This is a genomic window from Paraburkholderia sp. J12 (assembly GCF_905220215.1).
Classification (GTDB): domain Bacteria; phylum Pseudomonadota; class Gammaproteobacteria; order Burkholderiales; family Burkholderiaceae; genus Paraburkholderia.
The window spans coordinates 1-22,776 of record NZ_CAJMZC010000024.1 but is presented as its reverse complement, the minus strand read 5'-3'; the positions used below and the strand labels follow the sequence as shown (position 1 = coordinate 22,776).

Annotated in this window: 18 protein-coding genes and 1 pseudogene; 10 read left to right on the top strand and 9 right to left on the bottom strand. The window is 65.2% G+C overall.

The genetic code is table 11. The features are described 5' to 3' along the window. The first annotated feature begins 128 nt into the window (after positions 1–128). From U5760_RS30010 to U5760_RS30000, 3 genes are all read left to right on the top strand, one after another. Positions 129–1,886: a cation:proton antiporter gene (locus U5760_RS30010; protein WP_322015944.1), complete on the top strand. Its 1,758-nt coding sequence runs from the start codon at positions 129–131 to the stop codon at positions 1,884–1,886. Between the two features lie 169 nt (positions 1,887–2,055). After that, positions 2,056–3,342, top strand: a complete 1,287-nt coding sequence (locus U5760_RS30005; protein ID WP_322015943.1) for a type 1 glutamine amidotransferase — start codon at positions 2,056–2,058, stop codon at positions 3,340–3,342. 119 nt (positions 3,343–3,461) lie between these two features. Further along, complete coding sequence (locus U5760_RS30000) at positions 3,462–4,193, top strand: DUF2968 domain-containing protein (RefSeq protein WP_322015942.1); 732 nt, start codon at positions 3,462–3,464, stop codon at positions 4,191–4,193. Positions 4,194–4,298: 105 nt separating this feature from the next. Here U5760_RS30000 and U5760_RS29995 read toward each other — a convergent pair whose 3' ends face one another. Both U5760_RS29995 and U5760_RS29990 read right to left on the bottom strand, forming a co-directional pair. Further along, a complete protein-coding gene (locus tag U5760_RS29995) occupies positions 4,299–5,408 on the bottom strand; it encodes a hypothetical protein (protein ID WP_322015941.1) in 1,110 nt (369 codons plus the stop codon). A 201-nt stretch (positions 5,409–5,609) separates the two neighbouring features. After that, positions 5,610–6,140 (bottom strand): GNAT family N-acetyltransferase, encoded by a 531-nt coding sequence (locus U5760_RS29990; protein ID WP_322015940.1) that lies wholly within the window; start codon positions 6,138–6,140, stop codon positions 5,610–5,612. 347 nt (positions 6,141–6,487) lie between these two features. Between U5760_RS29990 and U5760_RS29985 the strand changes: the two genes are divergently transcribed. Continuing rightward, a complete protein-coding gene (locus U5760_RS29985; protein WP_322015939.1) occupies positions 6,488–7,783 on the top strand; it encodes an MFS transporter in 1,296 nt (431 codons plus the stop codon). A 126-nt stretch (positions 7,784–7,909) separates the two neighbouring features. Here U5760_RS29985 and U5760_RS29980 read toward each other — a convergent pair whose 3' ends face one another. Then, the gene (locus U5760_RS29980) at positions 7,910–9,817 is read right to left on the bottom strand and encodes a tetratricopeptide repeat protein (RefSeq protein WP_322015972.1); all 1,908 of its coding nucleotides are present in this window, start codon (positions 9,815–9,817) and stop codon (positions 7,910–7,912) included. Between the two features lie 132 nt (positions 9,818–9,949). Between U5760_RS29980 and U5760_RS29975 the strand changes: the two genes are divergently transcribed. The 3 genes from U5760_RS29975 (at position 9,950) to U5760_RS29965 (ending at position 13,126) form a co-directional block, all read left to right on the top strand. Next, positions 9,950–10,270, top strand: coding sequence for a metalloregulator ArsR/SmtB family transcription factor (locus U5760_RS29975; RefSeq protein WP_322015938.1), 321 nt, complete (start codon positions 9,950–9,952; stop codon positions 10,268–10,270). Then, positions 10,270–11,346 carry a cation diffusion facilitator family transporter gene (locus U5760_RS29970; protein WP_322015937.1) on the top strand — a complete coding sequence of 359 codons (1,077 nt, stop codon included), beginning with the start codon at positions 10,270–10,272 and terminating at the stop codon, positions 11,344–11,346. Before U5760_RS29975 ends, U5760_RS29970 begins: the two co-directional genes overlap by 1 nt. A 103-nt stretch (positions 11,347–11,449) precedes the next feature. After that, positions 11,450–13,126: an FAD-dependent monooxygenase gene (locus U5760_RS29965; RefSeq protein ID WP_322015936.1), complete on the top strand. Its 1,677-nt coding sequence runs from the start codon at positions 11,450–11,452 to the stop codon at positions 13,124–13,126. 34 nt (positions 13,127–13,160) lie between these two features. On the opposite strand, the gene U5760_RS29960 is transcribed toward U5760_RS29965, so the two are convergent. From U5760_RS29960 to U5760_RS29945, 4 genes are read right to left on the bottom strand one after another with little or no spacing between them, the layout of a single operon-like run. Beyond that, on the bottom strand, positions 13,161–13,403 hold the full coding sequence (locus tag U5760_RS29960; RefSeq protein ID WP_322015935.1) for a formate dehydrogenase subunit delta: 243 nt from the start codon (positions 13,401–13,403) through the stop codon (positions 13,161–13,163). Positions 13,404–13,407: 4 nt separating this feature from the next. Continuing rightward, complete coding sequence (gene fdhF / locus U5760_RS29955; protein WP_322015934.1) at positions 13,408–16,350, bottom strand: formate dehydrogenase subunit alpha; 2,943 nt, start codon at positions 16,348–16,350, stop codon at positions 13,408–13,410. Between the two features lie 13 nt (positions 16,351–16,363). Then, complete coding sequence (locus U5760_RS29950; protein WP_322015933.1) at positions 16,364–17,929, bottom strand: formate dehydrogenase beta subunit; 1,566 nt, start codon at positions 17,927–17,929, stop codon at positions 16,364–16,366. Beyond that, positions 17,926–18,456: an NAD(P)H-dependent oxidoreductase subunit E gene (locus U5760_RS29945; protein WP_322015932.1), complete on the bottom strand. Its 531-nt coding sequence runs from the start codon at positions 18,454–18,456 to the stop codon at positions 17,926–17,928. Before U5760_RS29945 ends, U5760_RS29950 begins: the two co-directional genes overlap by 4 nt. Before the next feature lie 131 nt (positions 18,457–18,587). On the opposite strand from U5760_RS29945, the gene U5760_RS29940 reads away from it, so the two are divergent. The 3 genes from U5760_RS29940 (at position 18,588) to U5760_RS29930 (ending at position 21,513) form a co-directional block, all read left to right on the top strand. Next, entirely contained in the window at positions 18,588–19,673 is a 1,086-nt protein-coding gene (locus tag U5760_RS29940) for a substrate-binding domain-containing protein (protein WP_322015931.1), read from the top strand. Positions 19,674–19,778: 105 nt separating this feature from the next. Further along, positions 19,779–20,045, top strand: coding sequence for a hypothetical protein (locus U5760_RS29935; RefSeq protein ID WP_322015930.1), 267 nt, complete (start codon positions 19,779–19,781; stop codon positions 20,043–20,045). A gap of 274 nt (positions 20,046–20,319) precedes the next feature. Continuing rightward, the gene (locus U5760_RS29930; protein ID WP_322015929.1) at positions 20,320–21,513 is read left to right on the top strand and encodes a tyrosine-type recombinase/integrase; all 1,194 of its coding nucleotides are present in this window, start codon (positions 20,320–20,322) and stop codon (positions 21,511–21,513) included. A gap of 43 nt (positions 21,514–21,556) precedes the next feature. Here the strand turns inward: U5760_RS29930 and U5760_RS29925 are convergent, their stop codons facing one another. Together U5760_RS29925 and U5760_RS29920 are read right to left on the bottom strand one after the other, a co-directional pair. Further along, entirely contained in the window at positions 21,557–21,961 is a 405-nt protein-coding gene (locus U5760_RS29925; protein WP_322015928.1) for a lysozyme inhibitor LprI family protein, read from the bottom strand. Positions 21,962–22,058: 97 nt separating this feature from the next. Beyond that, a pseudogene (locus U5760_RS29920) lies at positions 22,059–22,776 on the bottom strand (muramidase); the annotation flags it as partial.

Here is a 22,776-nt window from a genome sequence, read left to right as displayed (position 1 = left end):
CGGCAAGCCAACGGCCGCGGCAAGGGACACATCATTGTAGGCCCGGCGTTTCACCGTAGCGTAATTGGGATCGGCGCTCACATCAGGTAATATCCCCGATAGACAGCAATATGTAAGGATTTTCTCGCATGCATCAGGGAATCGGCTTCATTCAGGATCTGGCAGTCGTGATGGCGCTCGCCGGGGTCGTCACGGTGCTGTTTCATCGCCTGAAGCAGCCGGTGGTGCTCGGCTATATCGCGGCGGGTGTGATCATCGGCCCCTACACGCCGCCCTTCCAGCTCATCCACGACGAACAGACCATCCAGACTCTGGGCGAGCTGGGCGTCGTGTTCCTGATGTTCTCGCTCGGGCTCGAGTTCAGTCTCAAGAAGCTCTTTCAGGTGGGCGTGACGGCGATCGTCGCGGCGCTCTCGGAAATCGTGCTGATGCTGTGGATCGGCTACGAGATCGGCCGCGCATTCGGCTGGAGCGCGATGGACGCGCTCTTTCTCGGCGCGATTCTCGCCATTTCGTCCACCACGATCATCGTCAAGGCGCTCTCCGACCTTGGCGTGAAGCGCGAGCCGTTCGCGCAGCTCGTGTTCGGCATCCTGATCGTCGAGGACATTCTGGGCATCGCCATGCTCGTGCTGCTCGGCGGCATCGCGCAAACGGGCGAGCTCTCGCCCGGCATCGCATTCGTCACGCTCGGCAAGCTGCTGCTCTTCATGCTCGTTTCGCTGCTGGCGGGCATCCTGATCGTGCCGCGCGTACTCGGCTACGTGGCGCGCGTGGGCAGCGACGAGATGCTGCTCGTTTCCGTGCTCGGCTTTTGTTTCGGATTCTGTCTGCTGGTCGTCAAGCTCGACTATTCGATCGCGCTCGGCGCGTTTCTGATCGGCGCGGTGATGGCCGAGTCGCGGCATCTGCACCGCATCGAGCATCTGGTCGCGCCGCTGCGCGACGCGTTTTCGGCCATCTTCTTCGTGACGATCGGGCTCATGCTCAACCCGCTCGTGCTCGTCGACTACGCGTGGCCCATCGCGGTGATCTCGGTGGCCGTGATCCTCGGCAAGCTCGTTTCGTGCGGCCTCGGCACGTTCCTCGCGGGCCGCGACGGCCGCACGTCGATGCGCGTGGGCATGACCGTTTCGCAGATCGGCGAGTTCTCGTTCATCATCGCCTCGCTCGGTCTCACGCTCAAGGTGACGAGCGGCTTCCTCTACCCGATCGCGGTGGCCGTTTCCGCCATCACCACGCTCACCACTCCCTATCTGATCCGCTTCGCCGATCCGCTCTCGCAGCGGCTCGCGCGCGCGATGCCGCCTGCCGTCTCGAACGTCTTCGGGCTCTACGGCCAGTGGCTGCGCTGCCTGATGCCGCGCTCCTCGGGGCCTACGTTCTTCACGCTCACGCGACGCATCATGTTGCAGATCGCGGTGAACCTCGCGCTGGTTTCGGCGATATTCATCGGCGTGTCGTATGGCGCGCGCTATGCCGGACCGATGCTGGCGGCGTGGATTCCGGACGAGCGCATCCAGCGGGTCGTGCTCTGGAGCGTGGCGCTCATGCTGGCGATGCCGTTTCTCGTGGCCGTGTGGCGCAAGACCCAATCGCTCGCGCTCCTGCTCGCCGAGGTGAGCGTGCAGCCCGAAAAGGCGGGGCGCTTCACGCGTGCGCTGCGTCACGCGATTGCCGAAGTCGTGCCCGTGCTGGCGATGGTGGGGGTGTTCCTGCTGGTGGCGGGGCTTTCGGGGACGATCTTGCCGCCCCGCGGGTATCTGATCGGCGTGCTGGTCGGCGCGGCCGCGCTCACGATGCTGCTGTGGCGCTGGTGCGTGAAGATCCACGCTTCGATGCAGATTGCGCTGCGCGAGACCTTCGAGGAGCGGCCCGACGCGTGATACGCGTGATGCCGGATGGTGGGATAACACGCGCGCGTCACATTCCGCCGGACCCGCAGTTGTGACATTAGGTGACGAATTGTGCAGGGGACTTGGCGGCGCCTCCCCGGCCGAAGGATAATCGGCCCATGTTCATCGTTCGCACGCACCGCGTGCCCGACCCCACGTCATGAGCGAAAACAATACCGATCGCCCCAAGGCTTCCGACGGCGCCGACCGTCCCTCCGATGCCGGATCGCCCGGCGCCACTCCCTCCCACATTTCGGCCGGCCCCTCCGGCGCGACGTCTCACTCTCCCGCCTCCGCTTTCCCCCCTGAAGGTGCGGCAGCCGCCGTGGCGGAAGGGGAAGCGGCGCAGCGTGCAGCGACCGATGCGCCCGAAAGCGCCTCGACGGTGACGCCCGAGACCGTGTCGCGCGCGGCAGAGCAGCCGGAGGCCGTTGGCGAACCGCCCGCGGGGCACGCGAGCCAAAGCGCCGCCGCGGCGCGGCCGGGCGCGGCGCCTGCGGGCTTCGGGCAGGCGCCGGATTTCGGCGCCCAGAATCCGCCGCCGCCGAACGCCTTGCCGCCGAATCCGCCGCGTTATCTGCACGCGAGCGATTCGGCGTGGTCGGTGCTGGGACGCATCATCGCCGCGCGTGCCCGCCAGTTGTTCGACCGCGCGGGGCAGAGGATCACGCAGCGCACGCTGCGCATCGGCGTATCGGCGCGCATTTTCCATCCGGAACCGGGCGCGATGGGGTTGCGCGGCAAGACGCTGCAATACCTCGAAGAGTCGATTGCGCACTGGGTCATGTCGCGCGACGTGATCGTGTTCATGATCCCGACCGTCGGCCACCAAGGCATGCTGCACCCGAGCAACATCCGTCTGCGCGACTACGCCAGACACCTCGACGGCCTGCTGCTGCAAGGCGGCGCCGATGTCTCGCCGCAGACCTATGCGGAAGTCTCCGCGCGTCCCGAATGGCCGGGCGATCGTGTGCGCGACATGTACGAGCTCGAGCTGCTGCACGAGTTCGTCGAATCGGGCAAGCCGGTGCTGGGTGTGTGCCGGGGGTGCCAGCTGATCAACGTGGCGTTCGGCGGTACGCTCTATCAGGATATCGCCTCCGACGTACCGACTGCAGGCGTGCACGTGAGCGAGCGCTACGACCAGCACCGCCACGCGATCACGTTCCCCGAAGGCTCGTCGCTTGCCAGCATGTTTCCGGGCCGGCGCGAGGCGATCGTCAACTCCATCCATCACCAGGCGGTGAAGAACCTGGGTCGCGACCTGACGATCGAAGCGGTCTCGGCGGGCGACGGCCTGATCGAAGCGGTCCGCTACCGCCGTGCGCCGTTCGTGCTGGGCGTGCAATGGCACCCGGAATTCCATCGCGCAGGCGGCCCGGAACTGCTCGATTGCACGCCGCTGCTCGATGCTTTCCTGCGCTCGGCGCGCGAGACGCGTTTTTAGTGTCCCGCTTTTAGTCTTCCGTCGATCCGATTTCCGGTGTCCCGAATTAATCCCGTTTTCTGAGATTGTTGGAAGGGGATAATGAGCCGCTACCCGGAATCTTCAACGGAATAGTTTGTATGAAGTACTCAACGGTACTGCGGCGTGCGTGGCCCCGCGCCGCGGCTTGTCTGATGTTGCTGCCCGGCGCTGCTGGATGGGCGCAGGACGACGGCGGCGCGGTGGCGCCGGTGGTGGGCAACCGGCCCTCGCTGGGCAGTCTTACGCCTGCGCAGCCGGGCGCCACACCGGCTGCGCCGCCCGCAACGGACGAGCAGGCGGGCGCCGACGATGCCCAGGGCAACGTCGCCATGCTGATGCAATTGATCCACGACGCGCAACTCGTCGAACTGCGCACGACCTACAACGGCAGCTACGGCGCCAGTCTCTTCTTCTACCCGCCGGACATGACCTGGTATGCGGCGCTGTTCCAGGGCAAGCACTTCTGGCGGGTGATCCGCTCGCAGGATGAGGGGCGCTCGGAAGCGGTCTATGCGGATTTCGCGCGCCGGACCGAACAGCTCGCCGACGTGGAGATTCGCCGCACCCGGCTCGAAGCACAGAAGGCCTATATCGATCGCATCATTGCGCTTTCCGAAGACCGCGCGCGCCGCCTGCAGGCGGATCTCGACGTGGCGCGCACGCAGCAGGCGCAGGTCGACGAGCGCCAGCGCCAGATGCAGGCGGAAGCGGTGGCCCTGCGCGCTGCGAAGGCACGCGCGCAAGCGCAATTGCAGGACCTTCAGCGTCAGGTTCAATCGATGCAGCGGGAGACGGAGGCGGGGTTGCCTCGCGCAGGCGCACATCAGTAAGCCGGGGGAGGGGAGCGCCGGGTAAAAAGCCCGGCGTTCAAAGTTCGCAAGCTTTTTGCCGTCTTTTTGCTGTCTTTTTGCGATTTGCTCGCGTCACACGACGCGTCATTTTTCGAAGCGGTCGGGGATTTCCGTGACGCGTCGTTGCGAGACGTGGTTGACCCAATCGGTGCTGTCTACGGGAATAGCGGGGCGGCCCGCAGCTCGCGGCGCGGAATACGTGTTTGCGTAGGTGGTGATCGACGCGTAGTCGTCGTCCGGATTGACGCTCGGCGCGCGTGGCGAGTAATGGCCCGCTTGCGCGTAGGTTCCTGTGACGCGGTTCGTGACGTTGCGCGACTCGCCGCCATGTGCTGCGACGGTGTGCGCCGAATGCCCGGGTGCGATCATGCGTGCCTCGCGGCTCGTCTGGCTGTGCGACGCTGGTTTTCTCGCGGTCGTGCTCGAACTGCCGGTACGGTTTTCGGGAGCGGCGGCAGCGGGCGAGGGCGGCAATGCCACGACCTGCACGGTTTTACTCTCTTTCGTTTCAGAGTAATCCGGACGATTCGGGGCGGCCGGCGCTGCGTGTTCCTGTGCCGGAACTGGCGGCGCTTGCACGAGCCGGTCGCCTGGGCGAACCTCATTCTCTGTGATCGTTGCAAGACCGTGTTCGGTGTGTTCGGCGGGCGTCCCCTGCGTTGCCGTTCTGTCGGCTGCGAGGTTCGCGCGTGCTATTGACGCAGGCGTTGCCTGCTTCCCTTCGTTGGGTAAGTGGCTTGCCACTATCCAGGTGAGCAGTGCCGCACCGCCAATCGCGACGGCGCTCCCTGCGAACTTGTTCGAGGTGAACGGAGGTGGGCTTTCCGAATGTTTGGGCGCGGTGGCCGGCGACGTGTTCGTCTGGGGGCGTGCCGCTGCCGTGAACGTGCCGTCAGGAGCCTGTGCGGCGGCGGCAGGAGGGCCGACGTCCCCGGCCACGTCGACAGGCGCCGCAGCCGGCTCGGCAAGCGTGCTGCGATGCGGGTCCCAGCGGCAGGCGCTGGCAAACGTCTTGGCGTTCAGGCAGACAGTGCGCAGGATGGCGGCATAGAGCGCCTTGAGCTCGGCGCGCAGGCTGAAGTGCGGCGGCAGCAGCGCCCATTCGCGACCGAACGGCGCGGGAATGCGGTCGAGCGGCCGCATGCGCGGCAGCGCAAGGGATCCCTCCACCTGAACGAACGAAATAGTCGACATTGATCTCTCGCGGCTACCGCCCGGCACGGGTTCGGACCCAGGCCGTGCGCTACACAAAGGTTTTCTCTATCCCACAATGGTGACGGACGGTGTCCTGGGGGGCTATTGGATTTGTCCTAAAGCCGGGGGTGTGGGTTTTGATGGCGGAGATCGCCCGGGTCGGCTGGAGGCGGCGCTTTGGATGCGGCAGACGCGGTGCGCTTACGCCCTGTCGAGACGGAATACGTAGCGCAGCGCCGTGATATCGACGCCGCCCATCTGGTCCGGTTCCGCACCGGAGAATGTCCAGCCTTGGCGTTCGTAAAACGCGATCGCGGGTGCGTTGCCTTCGAGGACATACAAATAGAGCTGGGTTTCGCCGCGCGAGCGCGCCCAGTCCTGCGCGGCTTGCATCAGCCGCTTGCCGACACCGACACCCTGGTGAGCCGGCAGGGCGTGCAGGTTGTCGAGCAGCACGCCCCACGGCGAATCCGGCTGGTGCTCCACGCAGACGAAACCCACCGGCGTCGCTTCGTCGAGATCGGCGATCAGCACGAGGCGCCGGTCGCCGCCTGGGGCTTCCATCCGGGCGCGCCACCAGGCCGCACGCTCGTCGCCGACTTCGCGTTCGAGAAACGCAGCAGGCAGCAAGCCGCGATACGTGGCTTGCCAGCTGGCCGTGTGCATGGCGGCGATCAGCGGGGCATCGGCCGCAGTGGCCGGACGCAGCGTCAGACGGGGAAGGGTGGACATGCGATGACCGGGAACATGAAAGCGCAGGACTCAGGCGTGGCGCGCGGGGTGGCGCATGCACTTCATTTTGCACGATAAGTGCACCGATGCGGTGCCTGCGGTGGATTCGCTTTCGGTTGAGTGTCGATTGTGTGTCAGCCGAGTGTCGGCCGGCAGGCCCGGGGTGGGATTCGCCACAATTGACAGGGCGCCCTCAGGTAATACCCCGATATATGGTGACACACATGGGCAGCATAATGACCGCCCGCCCGGGCATGCCCGGCGGCGCTCATCGCCCCCGGCGGGTTTCCTGTTTCACTGTCTGCCCAGCCGGTCACGGCGCGGCGGACGTCTCCACAGAGGACGTCATGTCAACCGCGTCTCACGCTACTTCCAGCGAATCCAAAGTCCGGACCGTGTTCCGCGTCACGAGCGGCAATTTCCTGGAAATGTATGACTTCATGGTCTACGGCTACTACGCCTCGGCGATCGCCAAGACCTACTTTCCCAGCAATAACCCGTTCGCTTCGCTGATGCTGGCGCTTTCAGTGTTCGGCGCGGGCTTCCTCGTGCGGCCGCTCGGCGCCATCATCCTCGGCGCGTACATCGACCACCACGGCCGCCGCAAGGGCCTCATCCTCACGCTCGGCCTCATGGCGCTCGGCACGCTCGCCGTCGCCGCCGTGCCGGGGTATGCGACCATCGGTTTCCTCGCGCCCGTGCTCGTGCTGTGCGGGCGGCTGTTGCAAGGTTTTTCCGCGGGCGTGGAACTGGGCGGCGTCTCGGTCTATCTCTCGGAGATCGCGACCAAGGGCAACAAGGGCTTCTACGTGTCGTGGCAGTCGGGCAGCCAGCAGGTGGCGGTGGTGTTCGCCGCGCTGCTCGGCGTTTCGCTGCACCGCATCCTGCCCGTCGAGGAAATGACCTCGTGGGGCTGGCGCGTGCCGTTCATCATCGGCTGCTGCATCGTGCCGTTCCTGTTCCTGATCCGCCGCTCGCTGCAGGAAACCGAAGAGTTCGCGAAGAAGAAGCACCGTCCTTCGATTGGCGAGATCATGAACTCGATGATCCAGAACTGGGGCATCGTGCTGGGCGGCATGGGCATGGTCATCATGACGACCGTGTCGTTCTACATGATCACGGCCTACACGCCGACCTTCGGCAAGGAAGTGCTCAAGCTCGACGAAGTCGACACCCTCGTCGTCACGGTCTGTATCGGCCTCTCGAATTTGTTCTGGCTGCCGGTGGCCGGCGCCGTGTCGGATCGTATCGGCCGCCGTCCGGTGCTGCTCGCCTTCACCGTGCTCACGATCCTCACTGCCTATCCGGCGGTGCAGTGGTTGGTCGCCGATCCGTCGTTCGGCCGGCTGCTGACGGTCGAGCTGTGGCTCTCGTTCCTCTACGGCTGCTACAACGGCGCGATGGTCGTGGCCCTCACCGAAGTGATGCCCGCCGACGTGCGCACCGCCGGCTTCTCGCTCGCGTACAGCCTTGCCACGACGATCGGCGGCTTCACGCCGGCCATCTCGACCTACCTGATTCACGTGAGCGGCAACAAGGCCGCGCCTGGTGCGTGGATGGGCGTCGCGGGCCTGTGCGGTCTGATCGCGACGCTTGTGCTCTATCGCACGGCCGAAGCGCGCAACCAGTACAAGACGGCGTGATCCGCGGCGCGTAGCCTGACGGGCCGGTCTGACGCGCCGGCGACCGCAAAAACAAACAGCCTCGCAGTGTTCGACTGCGAGGCTGTTTGTTTTTTGTGCCTTGCGATTTTGGTGTGTCGGGCCGCGTCAGGCGTCGCGCAATTCCCGTGCAACCGTCTCGATGACGTCGTCCCACGCGCCGGGCCGGGGCTGGCGCACGAGCCGCGCACGCGGATACCAGGGGCTCGTGTCGGTGCCGGTGAACCAGCGCCAGTCCGCGGCGAACGGCAGCATCAGCCAGAGCTTCGCGTGCAGCGCGCCCGCGAGGTGCGCGATCGAGGTGTCGATGGACACCACGGCGTCGAGCCGTTCGATGACGGCAGCCGTGTCGGCGAAATCAGCGATCTTGTTGCCTGGGCGATGGATCGAGCGCGCGCGCGGATGCGCGTCCAGCGCCGCATGCTCGGCGTCGGTCAACTGCGGTTGCAGCACGATCCAGTCGATGCCTTCAATCGCGAACAGCGGATCGAGCGCGGCAAGCGGCAGCGAACGGTTTTCCTGCTTCTGGATGCGCCCCGACCACGCAATGCCGATCTTGCGCTTCGCCTGGCCGCCGAGCGAGCCGCGCCACTTGCGCCGGTAGGCAGCGGGGGCCGCGAGGTAGGGCGTGCGCGCGGGCAGGCTGTCGAAGGTCGTGCCGAGCGCAAGCGGCAGCGAGAGCAGCGGGCAGTGCAGATCGGCCGCGGGGTGCGGCGTGCCCTGGGCAATCAGCGTGACGCGGGCGCTCTGCGCGAGCGGCGCGATGAGCGGCAACAACGAAGGCTGCACTTCCAGCATGACGCGCCCGCCCATTCGTGCGACGAGCGGCACGAAGCGGACGAACTGCAGCGTATCGCCGAAACCCTGCTCCGCCTGGATCAGCAGCGTGCGGCCTTCGAGCGGCTCGCCGCGCCAGCGCGGCAGCCTGTCTGCCTGCGAGGTGGCTTGCGAGACTGATTGCGACCCGGCCGCTGCCTCGTGTCTGACCGGCTCCGGCTCGCGTGCGGCGGGATCGAGACGCCACTCGTATTCGGGCAGGCCGCGGCGGAAGTCGCCGGTCGTGAGCCAGGCGAGCGCACGATTCAGGTGAGCGGCGGCGAGATCCGGGCGCACGCGCAGCGCTTCGTCGAATGCACGCACGGCCGCTTCGTGACGGCCGAGCGCATGGTGCGCGGTGCCGAGCGCGAGCCAGGCGAGCGAGAACTTCGGATCGAGGCCGATCACATGTTCGAGCGGACTGACCGCCGCTTCGTGCCGGCCGAGTGCGACGAGCGCGTTGCCGAGGCCGAAGAGCGCCGGTGTAAAGCGCGGCTGCAACGCGAGTGCGGCTTCGAACGCCGCGACGGCTTGCGCGTGGCGCCCGGTGGCATCGAGCGTATTCGCGTAGTTGAAGTGCGCGGCGACGAAGCGCGGCTGCACATCGAGCGCCGCACGAAATTGCGCGAGCGCGCCTTCCGTATCGCCGAGCGCGTTCAGCGACATGCCCAGATTGTTGTGCGCGCCGGCGTGTCCCGGGCGGATCTTCAGGGCCCGGCGAAACGAATCGACGGCTTCGGTGTAGCGGCCGAGCGCGTGGTACGCGTTGCCCAGATTGTTGTGCGAGGAGGCGTCGCCCGGCTGCAGGCGCACCGCATGGCCGAACGAGAACATGGCGTCTTCGTGGCGGCCGAGCACTGCGTAGGCGTTGCCGAGGTTGTAGTGCGCGAGCGCGAACGCGGGGGAGAGCGTGAGAGCGTTGCGAAAGCGTTCGACGGCGGCCTCGAGCTGGCCGAGCGCCTTGAGCGCGTTGCCCAGGTTCAGCTGGAGCGCCGCGTCGTCGGGGCGCAGGTCCACCGCGCGGCGCACGAGGTCGGCCGCCTCCGCATGCTGCCCTTGCTGGTGCCGCAGCACGCCGAGCAGATGCAGCGCATCCACGTGCACCGGGTCGGCGGCGAGCGTCGCGCGGTAACCGCGCTCGGCGTCGTCCAGCCGGCCGTCGCGATGTGCGGCGTATGCGCGGACAAAAACCTGTTCCATGACCGAAGGGGCAAGACTTGAGAGAAGCAAAGGCGGCATTTTCCCATACTCCGATGGCCTCCCTCAGGACTTGACAAGATTTCTGTAAGCTTATAACATATGAACACATATTCATATGTTTGTTTCGAAATCATGACACCGCTTCTCGATGACGAGCGCGCCGCCCCGCTCGCCGACCTTTTTCGTTTGCTTGGCGATCCTACGCGCCTGCGCATCGTGCTCGCCTGCGTGCACGACAGGCTTTCCGTGGGCGCGATCGCCGAATCGCTCGGGCTGTCGCCGTCGCTTGTGAGTCACCATCTGCGGCTCTTGCGCGCTGCGCGCATCGTGCGTGCGGAACGCGAGGGCAAGCAGGTGTTCTACGCCGCGGCCGACATGCATATCAGCACGATGCTCGCGGGCATGCTGGAACACGTGAGCGAACCCGCCGGCGAACTGCAGGAGCACGTGTGATGAACGATCCGCGCAAACCGCGAAGCGTCGCCGAAGAGCGCGAAGACGAGCACGCCCCGGTGTGGCTCGACGACGAGAGCAAACCCTTGCACGATCATGCTCACGAGCACGAGCACGAGCACGAGCACGGTCCGCAGGCACACGCCGGTCACAGCCACGGTGGTGGCCATGGCCACCACCATCATCACGCGCCTGTCGCGGGGCAGGGGCGCGCGTTCGCGCTGGCCGTCGCGCTGAATGTCACGATCGTCTTCGTACAGGCGGTGTATGGCGTCGTCGCCCATTCGACCGCGCTGCTCGCCGACGCTGGTCACAACCTCTCGGACGTCCTCGGCCTGCTGCTCGCCTGGGGCGCGATCTGGCTCACGAAGCGTCGGCCGTCGGCGCGCTTCACGTTCGGCTTCGGCAGTTCGTCGATTTTGGCGTCGCTCGCCAACGCCGCGCTGCTGCTCGTCGCGTGCGGCGTGATCATCGCCGAAGCGATTCGCCGGCTCGTCGCGCCGGCTCCGGTGGCGGGCCTCGACGTGTTCGTCGTGGCCGTGATCGGCATGGTCGTCAACGGATTCTCGGCGTGGCTTTTCATGCGCGGCAGCAAGGACGATCTCAACGTGCGCGGCGCCTTCATGCACATGGCCGCCGACGCCGGCGTTTCCGCCGCAGTCGCCGTGAGCGGCCTCGTGATCTACTTCATGGGCTGGAACTGGATCGACCCGGTCATGAGCATCGCCGTGGTGCTGGTGATCGTCTATGGCACGTGGGGCCTGCTCACCGAGTCGGTGCGGCTCGCGCTCGCGGCCGTGCCCGCGGGCGTGGACGTGGAGCGCATCCGCGTGTATCTCGCCGCACAGGAGGGCGTGACCGACGTGCACGACCTGCACATCTGGGCGCTCTCGACCACAGGCAACGCATTGAGCGCGCATCTCGTGATGCCCGCCGGCCATCCGGGCGACGCTGTGCTCGATGGCATGGTGGACGTGCTGCGCACGCGCTACGAGATGAAGCACGTGACGCTGCAGGTCGACATGGGGACGTCGCAGCATCGCTGCGCACTCGATAGCGTGCCGCATACGCACTAAGGCTCGCGAACCCCGCGCGGGTCGCGTCCCGTGATGCGATGCGGCGAGGCTGGACCGATGGCGGGCGTACACTACGGCTCATGTCGGCCGCATGGAGGTCTGCATGACCGTGGCATCTTCCTCGCCGCCCGTGCTCATCGTCGGCGCAGGACCGACCGGGCTCGCCGCGGCGCTTTCGCTGGCCCGCGCGCGCATTCCGGTGCGCCTGATCGATCGCGCGCACGAGCCCGGGCGCCACACGCGCGCTATCGGCATCCAGGCGCGCACGCTCGAACTCTTCGAGCAGCATCGCATCGTCGAGCCGTTTCTCGCGCTCGGCCATCGCGCCCACGTCGCGAATCTCTACTCGAACGGGCAGCGCCGCGCGCGGCTCGATTTCGATCCGCTTTTCACGCGTTATCCCTATCTGCTCTTTCTCGATCAGACCGTAACCGAACGGATCCTCGCGGAGCATCTCGCGACGCTCGGCGTTGAAATCGAACGCGGTTGCGAATTGCTGGAAGTCACTCAGGGCTCGGCGGGCGTGAACGCCGAGGTGCGAGGCGCGAGTGGCCGTATCGAGTCCATTCGCAGCGTGTATCTGATCGCGGCCGACGGCGCGCACAGCACCGTGCGTCACAAGCTCGAGATGAAGTTCGACGGCGAGACGCTCGCGCAATCGTTTCTGCTGGCCGACGTGGCGGCCTCCACGCCCTGGCCCGAAGACGAGTTCCATGTGTTCGCATCCGGCGACGGTCTGGCCGCGCTGTTTCCATTCGGCGCGGGCCGCTGGCGCCTGATCGCCGACCACAAGGCCATGTTGCCCGCCGCACCGGAAGGGGCGGTGCCGGTGCCGACGCTCGAGGAATGCCGCACGATCGTCGGTCAGCGCGTGCATCATCCGGTCTCGCTCGCGCAGATGACCTGGTCTTCGTATTTCAGCGTGAACAGCCGGATGGTGCGGCAACTGCGCATGGAGCGCATCTTCTTCGCAGGCGACGCCGCGCACGTGCACAGCCCCGCAGGCGCACAGGGCATGAACACCGGCATTCAGGAAGCGTTCAATCTGGGCTGGAAACTCGCGCGCGTGCTCACGGGCGGTGCGCCTGAACGCCTGCTCGACACCTACCACGCGGAGCGCCATCCGATCGAGCGGCTCGTGTTGCAGCAGACGAGCTTCATGACCCAGTTGGCCGAAGCCGATCATGGTCCGATGAAGCTTTTGCGCGAACGGGTGATGCCGGCGCTGGTCGCGCTCGGGCCCTTGCGCGACGCCGCGCGCCAGGCGGTCAGCGAACTGTCGATCCAGTACCGGCGCAGCCCGCTCACGCTCGAACGCGTGCTGGACGCGGGCCCGCGTGCGGGCGAGCGCGCGCCGGATGCGCTGGTGCGCGTGATCGACGGACCACTGGGCCAGGCGCCCGGCAAGGGACGGATTTTCGATCTGCTCGATCCGGCGAGTTTCTCGTTGCTTTTGCTGGTCGACGAAGACGGCAAGCACGCGGGCGAGAACGGCGAAGCCGCACTCAAGTGCCTTGTCGATGCGATCGAGCGGCTTTTGCCGCAGGCGCTGCGTGTCTGGCGGCTCGCCGATGCCTCGAATGGCGATACGACCCCTGCGGGAGAGGGCGCGCCGCCGTTGGCCGAATCGTATGGGCGCACGCGGCCTGCGTTTTATCTCGTGCGGCCGGACGGTTATATCTGCGCGCGCGGCCGTCCGTCGTCCGATCTGAACGCGCTGCTGCGGCATTGCGAGGCGTGGTTCGCACCGAACGGCATGGCGCAGGGGAACACCGTCTAAGGTAGTCCGGCGGTGTGTCCCACTCGTTGCGCGCTCAGGCTGCTGCGGCCGGCGTGAGCGACTCGCGATGCTTCGTCAGCGCGGCGTACACGATCTCCGAAAAGCCGGCCTGCACCGCGCCGCTATCGAGTTCCGCAAGCAGCACGCGTCGCATGCGCGGCTCCCAGAAGCGGCGGATGTGATCGGCGATGCCCGTGAGCGCCTCTTCGCGGTCGGGCAGCGAGTCGAAGAACATGCCGATCTGGTTGGCCATTTCGATCAGATGGTCGGCTTTCATGGCGTCATTTCCCCCCGCTTGTCACGCTCGCCTCGGCGCGTTTTTCGAGCAGGTCGAGTTGCTCGGTGTTAAAGCGCGAGTACTCCTGCTGCCACTCCGAAGGCTGCTGCACGTGGCTCACCTGCACCGCCGTCACCTTGTACTCGGGGCAGTTGGTCGCCCAGTCGGACGACTCCGTCGTGATCACGTTCGCCCCCGACTCGGGGAAGTGGAAAGTCGTGTACACGACGCCCGGCTGCATGCGCGTGCTGACCTTCGCGCGTAGCACCGTCTGCCCGGCGCGCGACTCGATGCCCACCCAGTCGCCGTCGCGGATACCGCGGTCTTCGGCATCGACGGGATGGATCTCGAGGCGGTCTTCCTCGTGCCAGCGCGAGTTCTCGGTGCGGCGCGTCTGCGCACCCACGTTGTACTGCGAGAGGATGCGCCCCGTCGTGAGCAGCAGCGGGTAGCGCCGCGTGACCTTCTCGGGCGTGGCGATGAACTTCGTGATCACGAACTTGCCCTTGCCGCGCACGAAGCCGTCCACGTGCATGATCGGCGTGCCTTCCGGCGCGGCCTCGTTGCACGGCCACTGAATGCTGCCGAGCTCATCCAGACGCGCGTAGGAGACCCCGTGGAAGGTGGGCGTGAGGCGTGCGATCTCGTCCATGATCTGCGACGGATGCGTGTAGCCCATCTCGTAGCCGAGCGCGCGGGCAAGCAGGATCGTGACTTCCCAGTCCGCGTAGCCCGCAACCGGCGGCATCACCTTGCGCACGCGCGAGATGCGTCGCTCGGCGTTGGTGAACGTGCCGTCCTTTTCGAGGAACGACGAACCCGGCAGCAGCACGTGCGCGTACTTCGCCGTTTCGTTCAGGAAGATGTCCTGCACGACGATGCATTCCATCGCCGAAAGCGCAGCCGCGACGTGCTGGGTGTTCGGATCGGACTGGACGATGTCTTCGCCCTGGCAATAGAGACCCATGAAGCTGCCGTCCAGCGCCGCTTCGAACATGTTCGGGATGCGCAGGCCCGGTTCGGATTGCAGCGCGACGTTCCAGGCGTCCTCGAAGAGGCTGCGCGTCGTGGCGTCGCTCACATGGCGATAGCCAGGCAGCTCGTGCGGGAACGAGCCCATGTCGCACGAGCCCTGCACGTTGTTCTGGCCGCGCAGCGGATTCACGCCGACGCCTTCGCGGCCGACGTTGCCGGTCGCCATCGCGAGGTTGGCGATGCCCATCACCATCGTCGAGCCCTGCGCGTGCTCGGTGACGCCGAGACCATAGTAGATCGCGGCGTTGCCGCCGGTGGCGTACAGCCGCGCGGCTTCGCGCACCCACTGTGCGGGCACGCCCGTGAGCGCTTCGCTCGCCTCGGGCGAGTTCTCCGGCAGTGCGACGAAATCGCGCCATTGCTCGAAGGCGCGCGTTTCGCAGCGCTCGGCCACGAACGCTTCGTTGACGAGCCCTTCGGTGACGATCACGTGCGCGAGCGCATTGATGACGGCGACGTTCGTGCCGGGGCGCAGTTGCAGGTGATGCCTGGCCTGCACGTGCGGCGTATCGACGATATCGATGCGGCGCGGATCGACCACGATCAGCTTCGCGCCCTGGCGCACGCGGCGCTTCAGGCGCGAGCCGAACACCGGATGGCCGTCGGTGGGATTGGCGCCGATCACCATGATGACGTCGGCATGATCGACCGACGCGAAGGTCTGCGTGCCCGCCGATTCGCCGAGCGTGGTCTTCAGCCCGTAGCCCGTGGGCGAGTGGCACACGCGCGCGCAGGTATCGACGTTGTTGTTGCCGAACGCCGCGCGCACGAGTTTCTGCACGAGATAGGTTTCTTCGTTCGTGCAGCGCGACGAGGTGATGCCGCCGATCGAGTCGCGTCCATACTTGTCCTGGATTCGGCGGAATTCGCTCGCGGCGTAGCGGATCGCTTCGTCCCAGCTGACTTCGCGCCACGGATCGGTGATCTTCGCGCGGATCATCGGCTTCTTGATGCGGTCCTTGTGCGTGGCGTAGCCCCAGGCGAAGCGGCCCTTCACGCAGGCATGGCCCTCGTTGGCCTGGCCGTTGCGGTGCGGCACCATGCGCACGACCTGGCTGCCCTTCATTTCGGCCTTGAACGAGCAGCCCACGCCGCAATAGGCGCAGGTGGTGACGATCGAATGCTCCGCCTGACCCAGCATCACCACGCTCTTTTCCTGCAGCGTCGCGGTCGGGCACGCGGCCACGCAGGCGCCGCACGAGACGCACTCCGATTCCATGAACGGCTCGTTCATGCCGGCCGCCACGCGCGATTCGAAACCGCGTCCTGCGATCGTCAGCGCGAACGTGCCTTGCGTCTCTTCGCAGGCGCGTACGCAGCGATTGCAGACGATGCACTTCGAAGGGTCGTAGGTGAAGTACGGGTTCGACTCGTCCTTCTTGTTGCCGAGGTGGTTGGCGCCCTCGAAACCGTAGCGCACCTCACGCAGGCCGGTCACGCCGGCCATGTCCTGCAGTTCGCAGTCGCCGTTGGCGGGGCAGGTGAGACAGTCGAGCGGGTGATCGGAGATGTAGAGCTCCATCACGTTGCGGCGCAGACTCTGCAGACGGTCGGTTTGCGTGCGCACCTTCATGCCGGCTTCGACGGGCGTCGTGCACGAAGCCGGATAGCCGCGCCGGCCTTCGATTTCGACGAGACACAGCCGGCACGAGCCGAACGGCTCGAGCGAGTCGGTGGCGCAGAGCTTCGGCACGTGCACGCCGGCTTCGATCGCGGCGCGCATGACGGAGGTGCCGGCGGGCACGGTCACGGATTCGCCGTCGATTTCGAGCGTGACATCGACGTCGGCGTGACGCAGCGGCGTGCCGTAGTCGGTGTCGTCGAAGGGCGAGCGTGGCTTCATCGCCTGGGACTTGCAACTGCAGTTGCCGGAGCCGCAGCCACCGGCGTTGGACATGAGCGCATCGGACATGCTGGTTCCTCGTTCAGGCGGTGGCGGCGGGGCGGCCCGCGGCGACAGGTTCGAGACCGAAATCTTCAGGGAAATGATTGAGCGCGGAGAGCACCGGGTAGGGCGTCATGCCGCCCATCGCGCAGAGCGACCCGGACACCATCGTGTCGCACAGATCGCGCAGCAGCGTGACCTGCTTTTCCGAGGTGTCGCCCTGGCGGATCTTCGCGATCACCTCCACGCCGCGCGTCGAGCCGATACGGCACGGCGTGCACTTGCCGCACGATTCGAGCGTGCAGAACTCCATGGCGTACTGGGCGAGTGCGGCGAGATCGGATGTGTCGTCGTGCACGACGAGGCCGCCGTGGCCCACTACCGCACCGACGGCCGCATACGCTTCGTAGTCCATGGGAATGTCCCACTGGCTCTCGGGCAGATAGGTGCCGAGCGGACCGCCCACCTGCACGGCGCGCGCCGGTCGGCCGCTCGCGGTGCCGCCGCCGTAGTCGTACATCAGCTCGCGCAGCGTCACGCCGAACGCCAGTTCGACGAGGCCGCCGCGCGCGATGTTGCCCGCGAGCTGGAACGGCAGCGTGCCGCGCGAGCGGCCCATGCCGAAGTCCTTGTAGAACGCCGCGCCCTTCGCGAAGATCACCGGCACCGTGGCGAGCGTGATCACGTTGTTGATGACCGTGGGCTTGCCGTAGAGGCCGGCGAGCGCGGGCAGCGGCGGCTTGGCGCGCACGATGCCGCGCTTGCCTTCGAGCGATTCGAGCAGCGCCGTTTCCTCGCCGCACACATAGGCGCCCGCGCCTTTGGCGACGAACAGATCGAAGCGCCGGCCGCTGCCGAGCACGTCGTCGCCGAGCCAGCCTGCCGCGCGTGCGCGGCGGATCGCTTCTTCGAGCGCGACGATCGCATGCGGATATTCGCTGCGCACGTAGATATGTCCGACCGTCGCGCCCACGGCGATGCCGGCGATCGTCATGCCTTCGATCAGCATGAACGGATCGCTTTCCATGACGAGCCGATCGGAGAACGTGCCCGAATCGCCTTCGTCGGCATTGCAGACGATGTACTTCTGATCGGCCTGCGCGCCGGCGACGGTGCGCCATTTGATGCCGGCCGGAAATGCCGCGCCGCCGCGTCCGCGCAGCCCGGACTCCACGAGCGCCTCGCAGGCGGCGGCGCCCGTCATGGCGAGCGCGTTGCGCAGTCCGGCGAGGCCGCCGTGCGCGAGGTAATCGTCGGTCGAGAGCGGATCGGTAATGCCGATGCGGGCGAACGTGAGGCGCTGCTGGCGGCGCAGATACGGAATCTGCTCGACGAGTCCGACGCTGCGCGCGTGCTGCGCGCCTTGAAGGAAGCCCGCCTCGAACAGCGCGCCGATGTCTTCGGCTTCGACGTTCGCATAGCCGACGCGGCCATCGGCCGTGTCCACTTCGATCAGCGGCTCGAGATAGAGCAGGCCGCGCGAACCGTTGCGCACGAGTTCGATATCGAGGCCGCGTGCCACGGCTTCGTGTTCGATGGCGAGGGCAATCGCATCCGCGCCGAGCGCGAGTGCCGAGGAGTCGCGGGGGACGTAGACGCGGGTCATGCGGCCTCCTTCGCGTTGCCGGCAGTGCTCACGGCCGCATCGAGGAGCGCGTCGAACTTCTGCGGCGTCACTTTCGCGTGCAGAGTGCCGTTGATCGTCATCGCAGGGGAGAGCGCGCACTGGCCGAGGCAATACACCGATTCCAGCGCGAGCTCCGCAGCGTGCTCGTGGCCGGTTTCGCCGCCATGGCCATGGGTGTGCGTTTGCGTTGGCGCGAAGCGGCAGCCCGTATGCGCCTCGATATGGCCGGCAAGCGCTTCGCTGCCCATGCTGCGGCAGGCCTCGGCGCGGCAGAGCTGCACGGTTACGGCAGCGGGCGGCGAGGTACGGAAGTGGTGGTAGTAGCTGATGACGCCGTGGACTTCGGCGCGCGAGAGATTCAGCGCCTTGGCCAGCGGGATGACGGTGTCGGGGGGCACGAAGCCGGTTTCGTCCTGGATCGCGTGCAGGACCGCGAGCAGCGTGCGGCCGGGTTGCGCATGCCGGTGCACGAGGTCGTCGGGCGCGGGGAGCAAGGTCTTGTTCATGGTGGGGTGCCTTACGGCGCAAATATGCACTTGTATTTCATAAAGTGTGCATCTATGCTGCCGTTGTCTCGTTGTGTGAACGAACAATAGGCCGGTGTATTGGCTTTCGCAATAGGAAAGGCGATTTCATAATGATCAAGGTGGAGTGTCAGGCGCAGCTCGTGGTGCGCGATGCGGAAGGCCGGGAGGCAAGCCTGACGGACGTTGTGCCGCTACTCGCTCTGGTCGCGGAAGAAGGCAGCATCGCGCAGGCCGCGCAGCGTAAGGGTTTGTCCTACCGGCATGCCTGGGGTCTGCTGCGCGAAGTCGAAGAGCGTCTGGGCGGCGCATTGATCGCGAAGGCGCGGGGCCGCGGCTCGGTGCTTTCGGAGCTCGGGGAGGCGGTGCTGCGCTCGCAGCGGTTGTGCGGCGAGCGCCTGCAAGGCAACCTGCAGGCGCTCGCGAGCGAAGTGGCGAGCGACCTCAACCGCTGGCTCGTGCCGCATGCGCCGGATCTGCGCATTCATGCATCGCACGGCTATGCGGTGGCCTCATTGGTGACGGCGCTCGTTGCGCAGCAGGTGCCGATGGAGATCAAGTACCGCGACAGCGTCGATGCCATTACGGCGCTCGCGCGCGGCGAATGCGATCTGGCGGGCTTCCATCTGCCGCGCGGCGACTTTCGCACGGCCTGTGCCGACGCGTATCGCAACTGGCTCGATCCGCAGCGCCATGTCTTCATCCACCTCACGCGGCGCAAGCAAGGGCTTTTCGTCGGCCGCGGCAACCCGAAGCACATTGCGGGGCTCGCCGATCTCGCGCGCGGCGACATTCGCTTCGTGAACCGTCAGCCGGGCTCGGGCACGCGCATGCTGATCGATCTGCTGCTCACGCGTATCGGTGTCGATCCGGGACGGGTGAACGGTTACGCATCCTCGGAGCTGACGCACTCGGCGATCGCGGCCTTCGTCGCAAGCGGCATGGCCGACGTGGGTTTCGGCGTCGAGCCGGCGGCGCATCACTTCGGGCTCGATTTCATCCCGGTCGCCGACGAAGACTACTATTTCGCGTGCGATCGCGCGCAACTGGAGCGGGAGCCGCTCAGTGCCGTACTGGCGCTGCTGCGCGGGGCGCCTTTTCGCGAGGACGTCGCACACCTCGAAGGCTACGACCCCGCGGACTGCGGCATGGTCGTAGCGCTCGACGACGGCTGGGCCGGGCTCGCGCCGGCGCTGTAACGCGATGCAATCAGCGCTCGCTGCAGCGGGCGGTGCTTTCTGTGATACTTTCGGGCAGGTATTGGCTTTTTTTGTTTCAGATGCGCGCGAGTGCGCCGATCGACCATGAAATTCTTGCTTAATGTTTGTGCTGCTGCCGCGACCGCGGGAGCCCTCTTTGCCACCGTCTCGATTGCCTTCGCGCAGAATTCGCCGGGCGTGCCGGGCGGCATCCTGACCGACGAATTCCGTCTCCAGGAGCACCCCCAGCTGCAGTTCGCGGCCTCGGCGCCGTCGAACAAGTACCAGCACGGTGCGCCTTCGCAGGCGCGCAAGAAGGGCGACCTCGGCGATCCGAACGGCTGCAATCTGCAGTGCCCGCAGGATAACTGAGGCTGGAATGGGGGCGGTGTGGCCGGCCTGCTGAGGCTGGCTCTACCTCGCCTGCATGACGCAGAAAGAAAAAACTCGCGAGACCCGAAAGGGTTGTCGCGAGTTTTTGCTTGTGAGGCGGAAAATCTGGTGGAGCCGGCGTCTGCCAAATTCGATTCCGTTGTAGTCCATCGCAGTCCACCAAACCCCCTACCATAAAGGCATTGCGTCGCTTTGTGGTGCGTTCCAGTCTAAACTAGTGCGGCCCCATCCACCGTTTTGTGATGGGCTGACAATGGCACTTACAGACAAGCAAGCAAAGGCACTCCAGTATGGCGACAAGCCGGTTTTCGACGGCAAGATAACGAGGTTGATGCTCACCCCCGGCAAAACGGGCAGCAAGTGGACGCTGCGCTTTACCAGCCCGATAACGGGCAAGCGCCGCGACGCCGGCCTCGGCGTCTATCCCGAAGTCACGATTGCCGCCGCCCGCGACAAGGCGCTCGCCATGCACAAGGTCATCGACGCCGGCAAAGACCCCATCGAAGAACGCGACCGCGAACAGCAAGCCGCCAGCGTGGCCGCCGCCGCGCTCACGTTCGAGAAAGCCGCGAGCAAGGTCCACGAAGAACTCAGATCCGGCTGGCGGAATGCGAAGCACGCCGACGACTCGATTCGGTCGCTTGAGGCTTATGTGTTTCCCAAGCTCGGCGGCAAGCCGCTAGACGCGATCACGCCCGCCGACTGCGCCGAAGTCCTGCGGCCTATCTGGCTGGAGAAAGCCGAGACCGCCAGCCGCGTGCGCCAACGTATGTTTTCCGTCCTGCAATGGGCCTGGGCGCACACCCACATCAGCGCGAACCCGGCAAGCGTGGTCGATCATCTTTTGCCGAAGCAGAACGCGAAGAAGGAACACCAGCCGGCGATACCCTGGCGCGACATACCCGAATTTTCGAAGGCGCAGTTTCGCGAAATCGAACCCGCAGACAACACCCGCGCGGCCCTGCTTTTCGCGATCCTCACAGCGTCGCGCAGCGGCGAAGTGCGCGGCGCGACATGGGGCGAGTTTGACCTTGACGCCGCCGTTTGGACGATTCCCGGCTCAAGAATGAAGGCAGGAGAGCCGCATCGCGTTCCGCTCTCGTCGTCGGCGCTCGCGCTCGTCAAGCGGCTCAAAGAAGCGAAGCAGCATGAAACTCTGGTGTTCCCGTCGCCGCGCGGCAAGGTGCTATCGGATATGACGTTGACGGCGCTCCTGCGCCGAGTAAAGGCAAAGAGCGATACGCCGGGGCGCGTCGCGACGCTGCACGGCTTCAGAAGCTCGTTTCGCGATTGGGCCAGCGAACACGGCTACGCCCGCGACCTTGCCGAGCGGGCGCTCGCTCATACCATTGCGAATAAGGTTGAGGCTAGCTATCACAGAACCGATCTGTTGGAACAGCGCCGCCCAATGATGGAGCGATGGGCGACGCATATCATTGGTAATTGATAAGTTGCCAAATCAACCGTGCGCAATTAGATTTCCATGAAACTTAACTAGCACCCATTTCGTCAGAAATCATTTCAAGCTCGGCCGCCCTATCAAATACCGATCGCAGCATAAAATCGAGGCTTGTTGCCCTTGTTGTACCAAACGCACCCGATACATGTTCCGCAAGAAAGCTATAGTTATCGTCCCGCCAAGTAATCCATTCATGCTGCACTTTGTCCAAATATGTCTTATCTTCAGGCGCGAGTTTCTTTACAAGATTTCCGTAAGCAACATTTAATCGCTTCTTTTGAACTGAAATTTCAGCGGTGATACAGTCGGCTTGAACATCAGCAGTAGATGCCGCCTTGCTGCACTGTACAAATTGCTGCGAATAATGCCGTTCTTCTGCGCTGACGGCAGATGCCGCAAAAATTGCAAAAATAATGCTAAATTTTACGTATTTCATGTTCTAAATGCGCCCTGTGGTAATTATCAAAATTTTATTGGTACGCAATTGGCTATTTCCAACAGCGCCCCAATATTTTTCGGTGGATACGCGCGATTCAAGTCCCACCCTTATCTATCGAACGCAATATATCCCGGAGGCTGTTCGTTGAAGGCATGAATGCGTGATTAGCAGATGATTCATAATGCGACAGCGTCCCATCCGATATTCTGCCGTCTTGTATTGGGCAGCCCTTGGGCGCTGCAATTGATGCCCATTCTTTAGCGGCGGCGTTTTGCGCGTCGTCTACAGTGCCAACGCCGTTCTTCACAAATGCCGCAAGTGCCCCCCCGCCAGCCTTGTCTATCAGAAATTCTCTAAAAACCCGTTCCTGCATCTCTGCGTCGTACTTCTCATCGCCGGAAAGATTCATTGCTGCCTTTGCTTTACGCAAAGTCGTAATAACGGTCTGATATTTTCCGGTTGCGAAGAGTCGATTGTGGTCAGTTCCGGAAAGCGATTCAGTCGCAATTATCTCATTGATTGTCTTGTCGGTGACCGTCCCCGGGAGCGGATGCCTGGGTGAATAACCCACCCTGCCACCGGGGACATCCTTCGTACCAGTATTGTACGATTCGTAACCACCTTCACCCCCGGAAATAATATCTCCAATTCTTCGAATTAATTCATCAAGACTGCTTCCCAACTTAAGGAAATTCCCCACCAATCCGACCGGGTTGATGTGGTAGACATCCGGCCCCGGGAAACCCGCCACCCCGGCCTGCACCTCGTCCCACCAGGCGAGCTTCGCGATGCGCTTCTTTTCCTCTTCATGC

Coding starts and splice junctions, on each gene's coding strand:
- U5760_RS29935 (WP_322015930.1), top strand. CDS start 19,779: ATGAAATTCTTGCTTAATGTTTGTGCTGCTGCCGCGACCGCGGGAGCC.
- U5760_RS29985 (WP_322015939.1), top strand. CDS start 6,488: ATGTCAACCGCGTCTCACGCTACTTCCAGCGAATCCAAAGTCCGGACC.
- U5760_RS29995 (WP_322015941.1), bottom strand. CDS start 5,408: ATGTCGACTATTTCGTTCGTTCAGGTGGAGGGATCCCTTGCGCTGCCG.
- U5760_RS29940 (WP_322015931.1), top strand. CDS start 18,588: ATGATCAAGGTGGAGTGTCAGGCGCAGCTCGTGGTGCGCGATGCGGAA.
- U5760_RS29990 (WP_322015940.1), bottom strand. CDS start 6,140: ATGTCCACCCTTCCCCGTCTGACGCTGCGTCCGGCCACTGCGGCCGAT.
- U5760_RS29970 (WP_322015937.1), top strand. CDS start 10,270: ATGAACGATCCGCGCAAACCGCGAAGCGTCGCCGAAGAGCGCGAAGAC.
- U5760_RS29950 (WP_322015933.1), bottom strand. CDS start 17,929: ATGACCCGCGTCTACGTCCCCCGCGACTCCTCGGCACTCGCGCTCGGC.
- U5760_RS29930 (WP_322015929.1), top strand. CDS start 20,320: ATGGCACTTACAGACAAGCAAGCAAAGGCACTCCAGTATGGCGACAAG.
- U5760_RS30005 (WP_322015943.1), top strand. CDS start 2,056: ATGAGCGAAAACAATACCGATCGCCCCAAGGCTTCCGACGGCGCCGAC.
- U5760_RS29945 (WP_322015932.1), bottom strand. CDS start 18,456: ATGAACAAGACCTTGCTCCCCGCGCCCGACGACCTCGTGCACCGGCAT.
- U5760_RS30010 (WP_322015944.1), top strand. CDS start 129: ATGCATCAGGGAATCGGCTTCATTCAGGATCTGGCAGTCGTGATGGCG.
- U5760_RS29980 (WP_322015972.1), bottom strand. CDS start 9,817: ATGGAACAGGTTTTTGTCCGCGCATACGCCGCACATCGCGACGGCCGG.
- U5760_RS29975 (WP_322015938.1), top strand. CDS start 9,950: ATGACACCGCTTCTCGATGACGAGCGCGCCGCCCCGCTCGCCGACCTT.
- U5760_RS29960 (WP_322015935.1), bottom strand. CDS start 13,403: ATGAAAGCCGACCATCTGATCGAAATGGCCAACCAGATCGGCATGTTC.
- U5760_RS29965 (WP_322015936.1), top strand. CDS start 11,450: ATGACCGTGGCATCTTCCTCGCCGCCCGTGCTCATCGTCGGCGCAGGA.
- U5760_RS30000 (WP_322015942.1), top strand. CDS start 3,462: ATGAAGTACTCAACGGTACTGCGGCGTGCGTGGCCCCGCGCCGCGGCT.
- fdhF (WP_322015934.1), bottom strand. CDS start 16,350: ATGTCCGATGCGCTCATGTCCAACGCCGGTGGCTGCGGCTCCGGCAAC.
- U5760_RS29925 (WP_322015928.1), bottom strand. CDS start 21,961: ATGAAATACGTAAAATTTAGCATTATTTTTGCAATTTTTGCGGCATCT.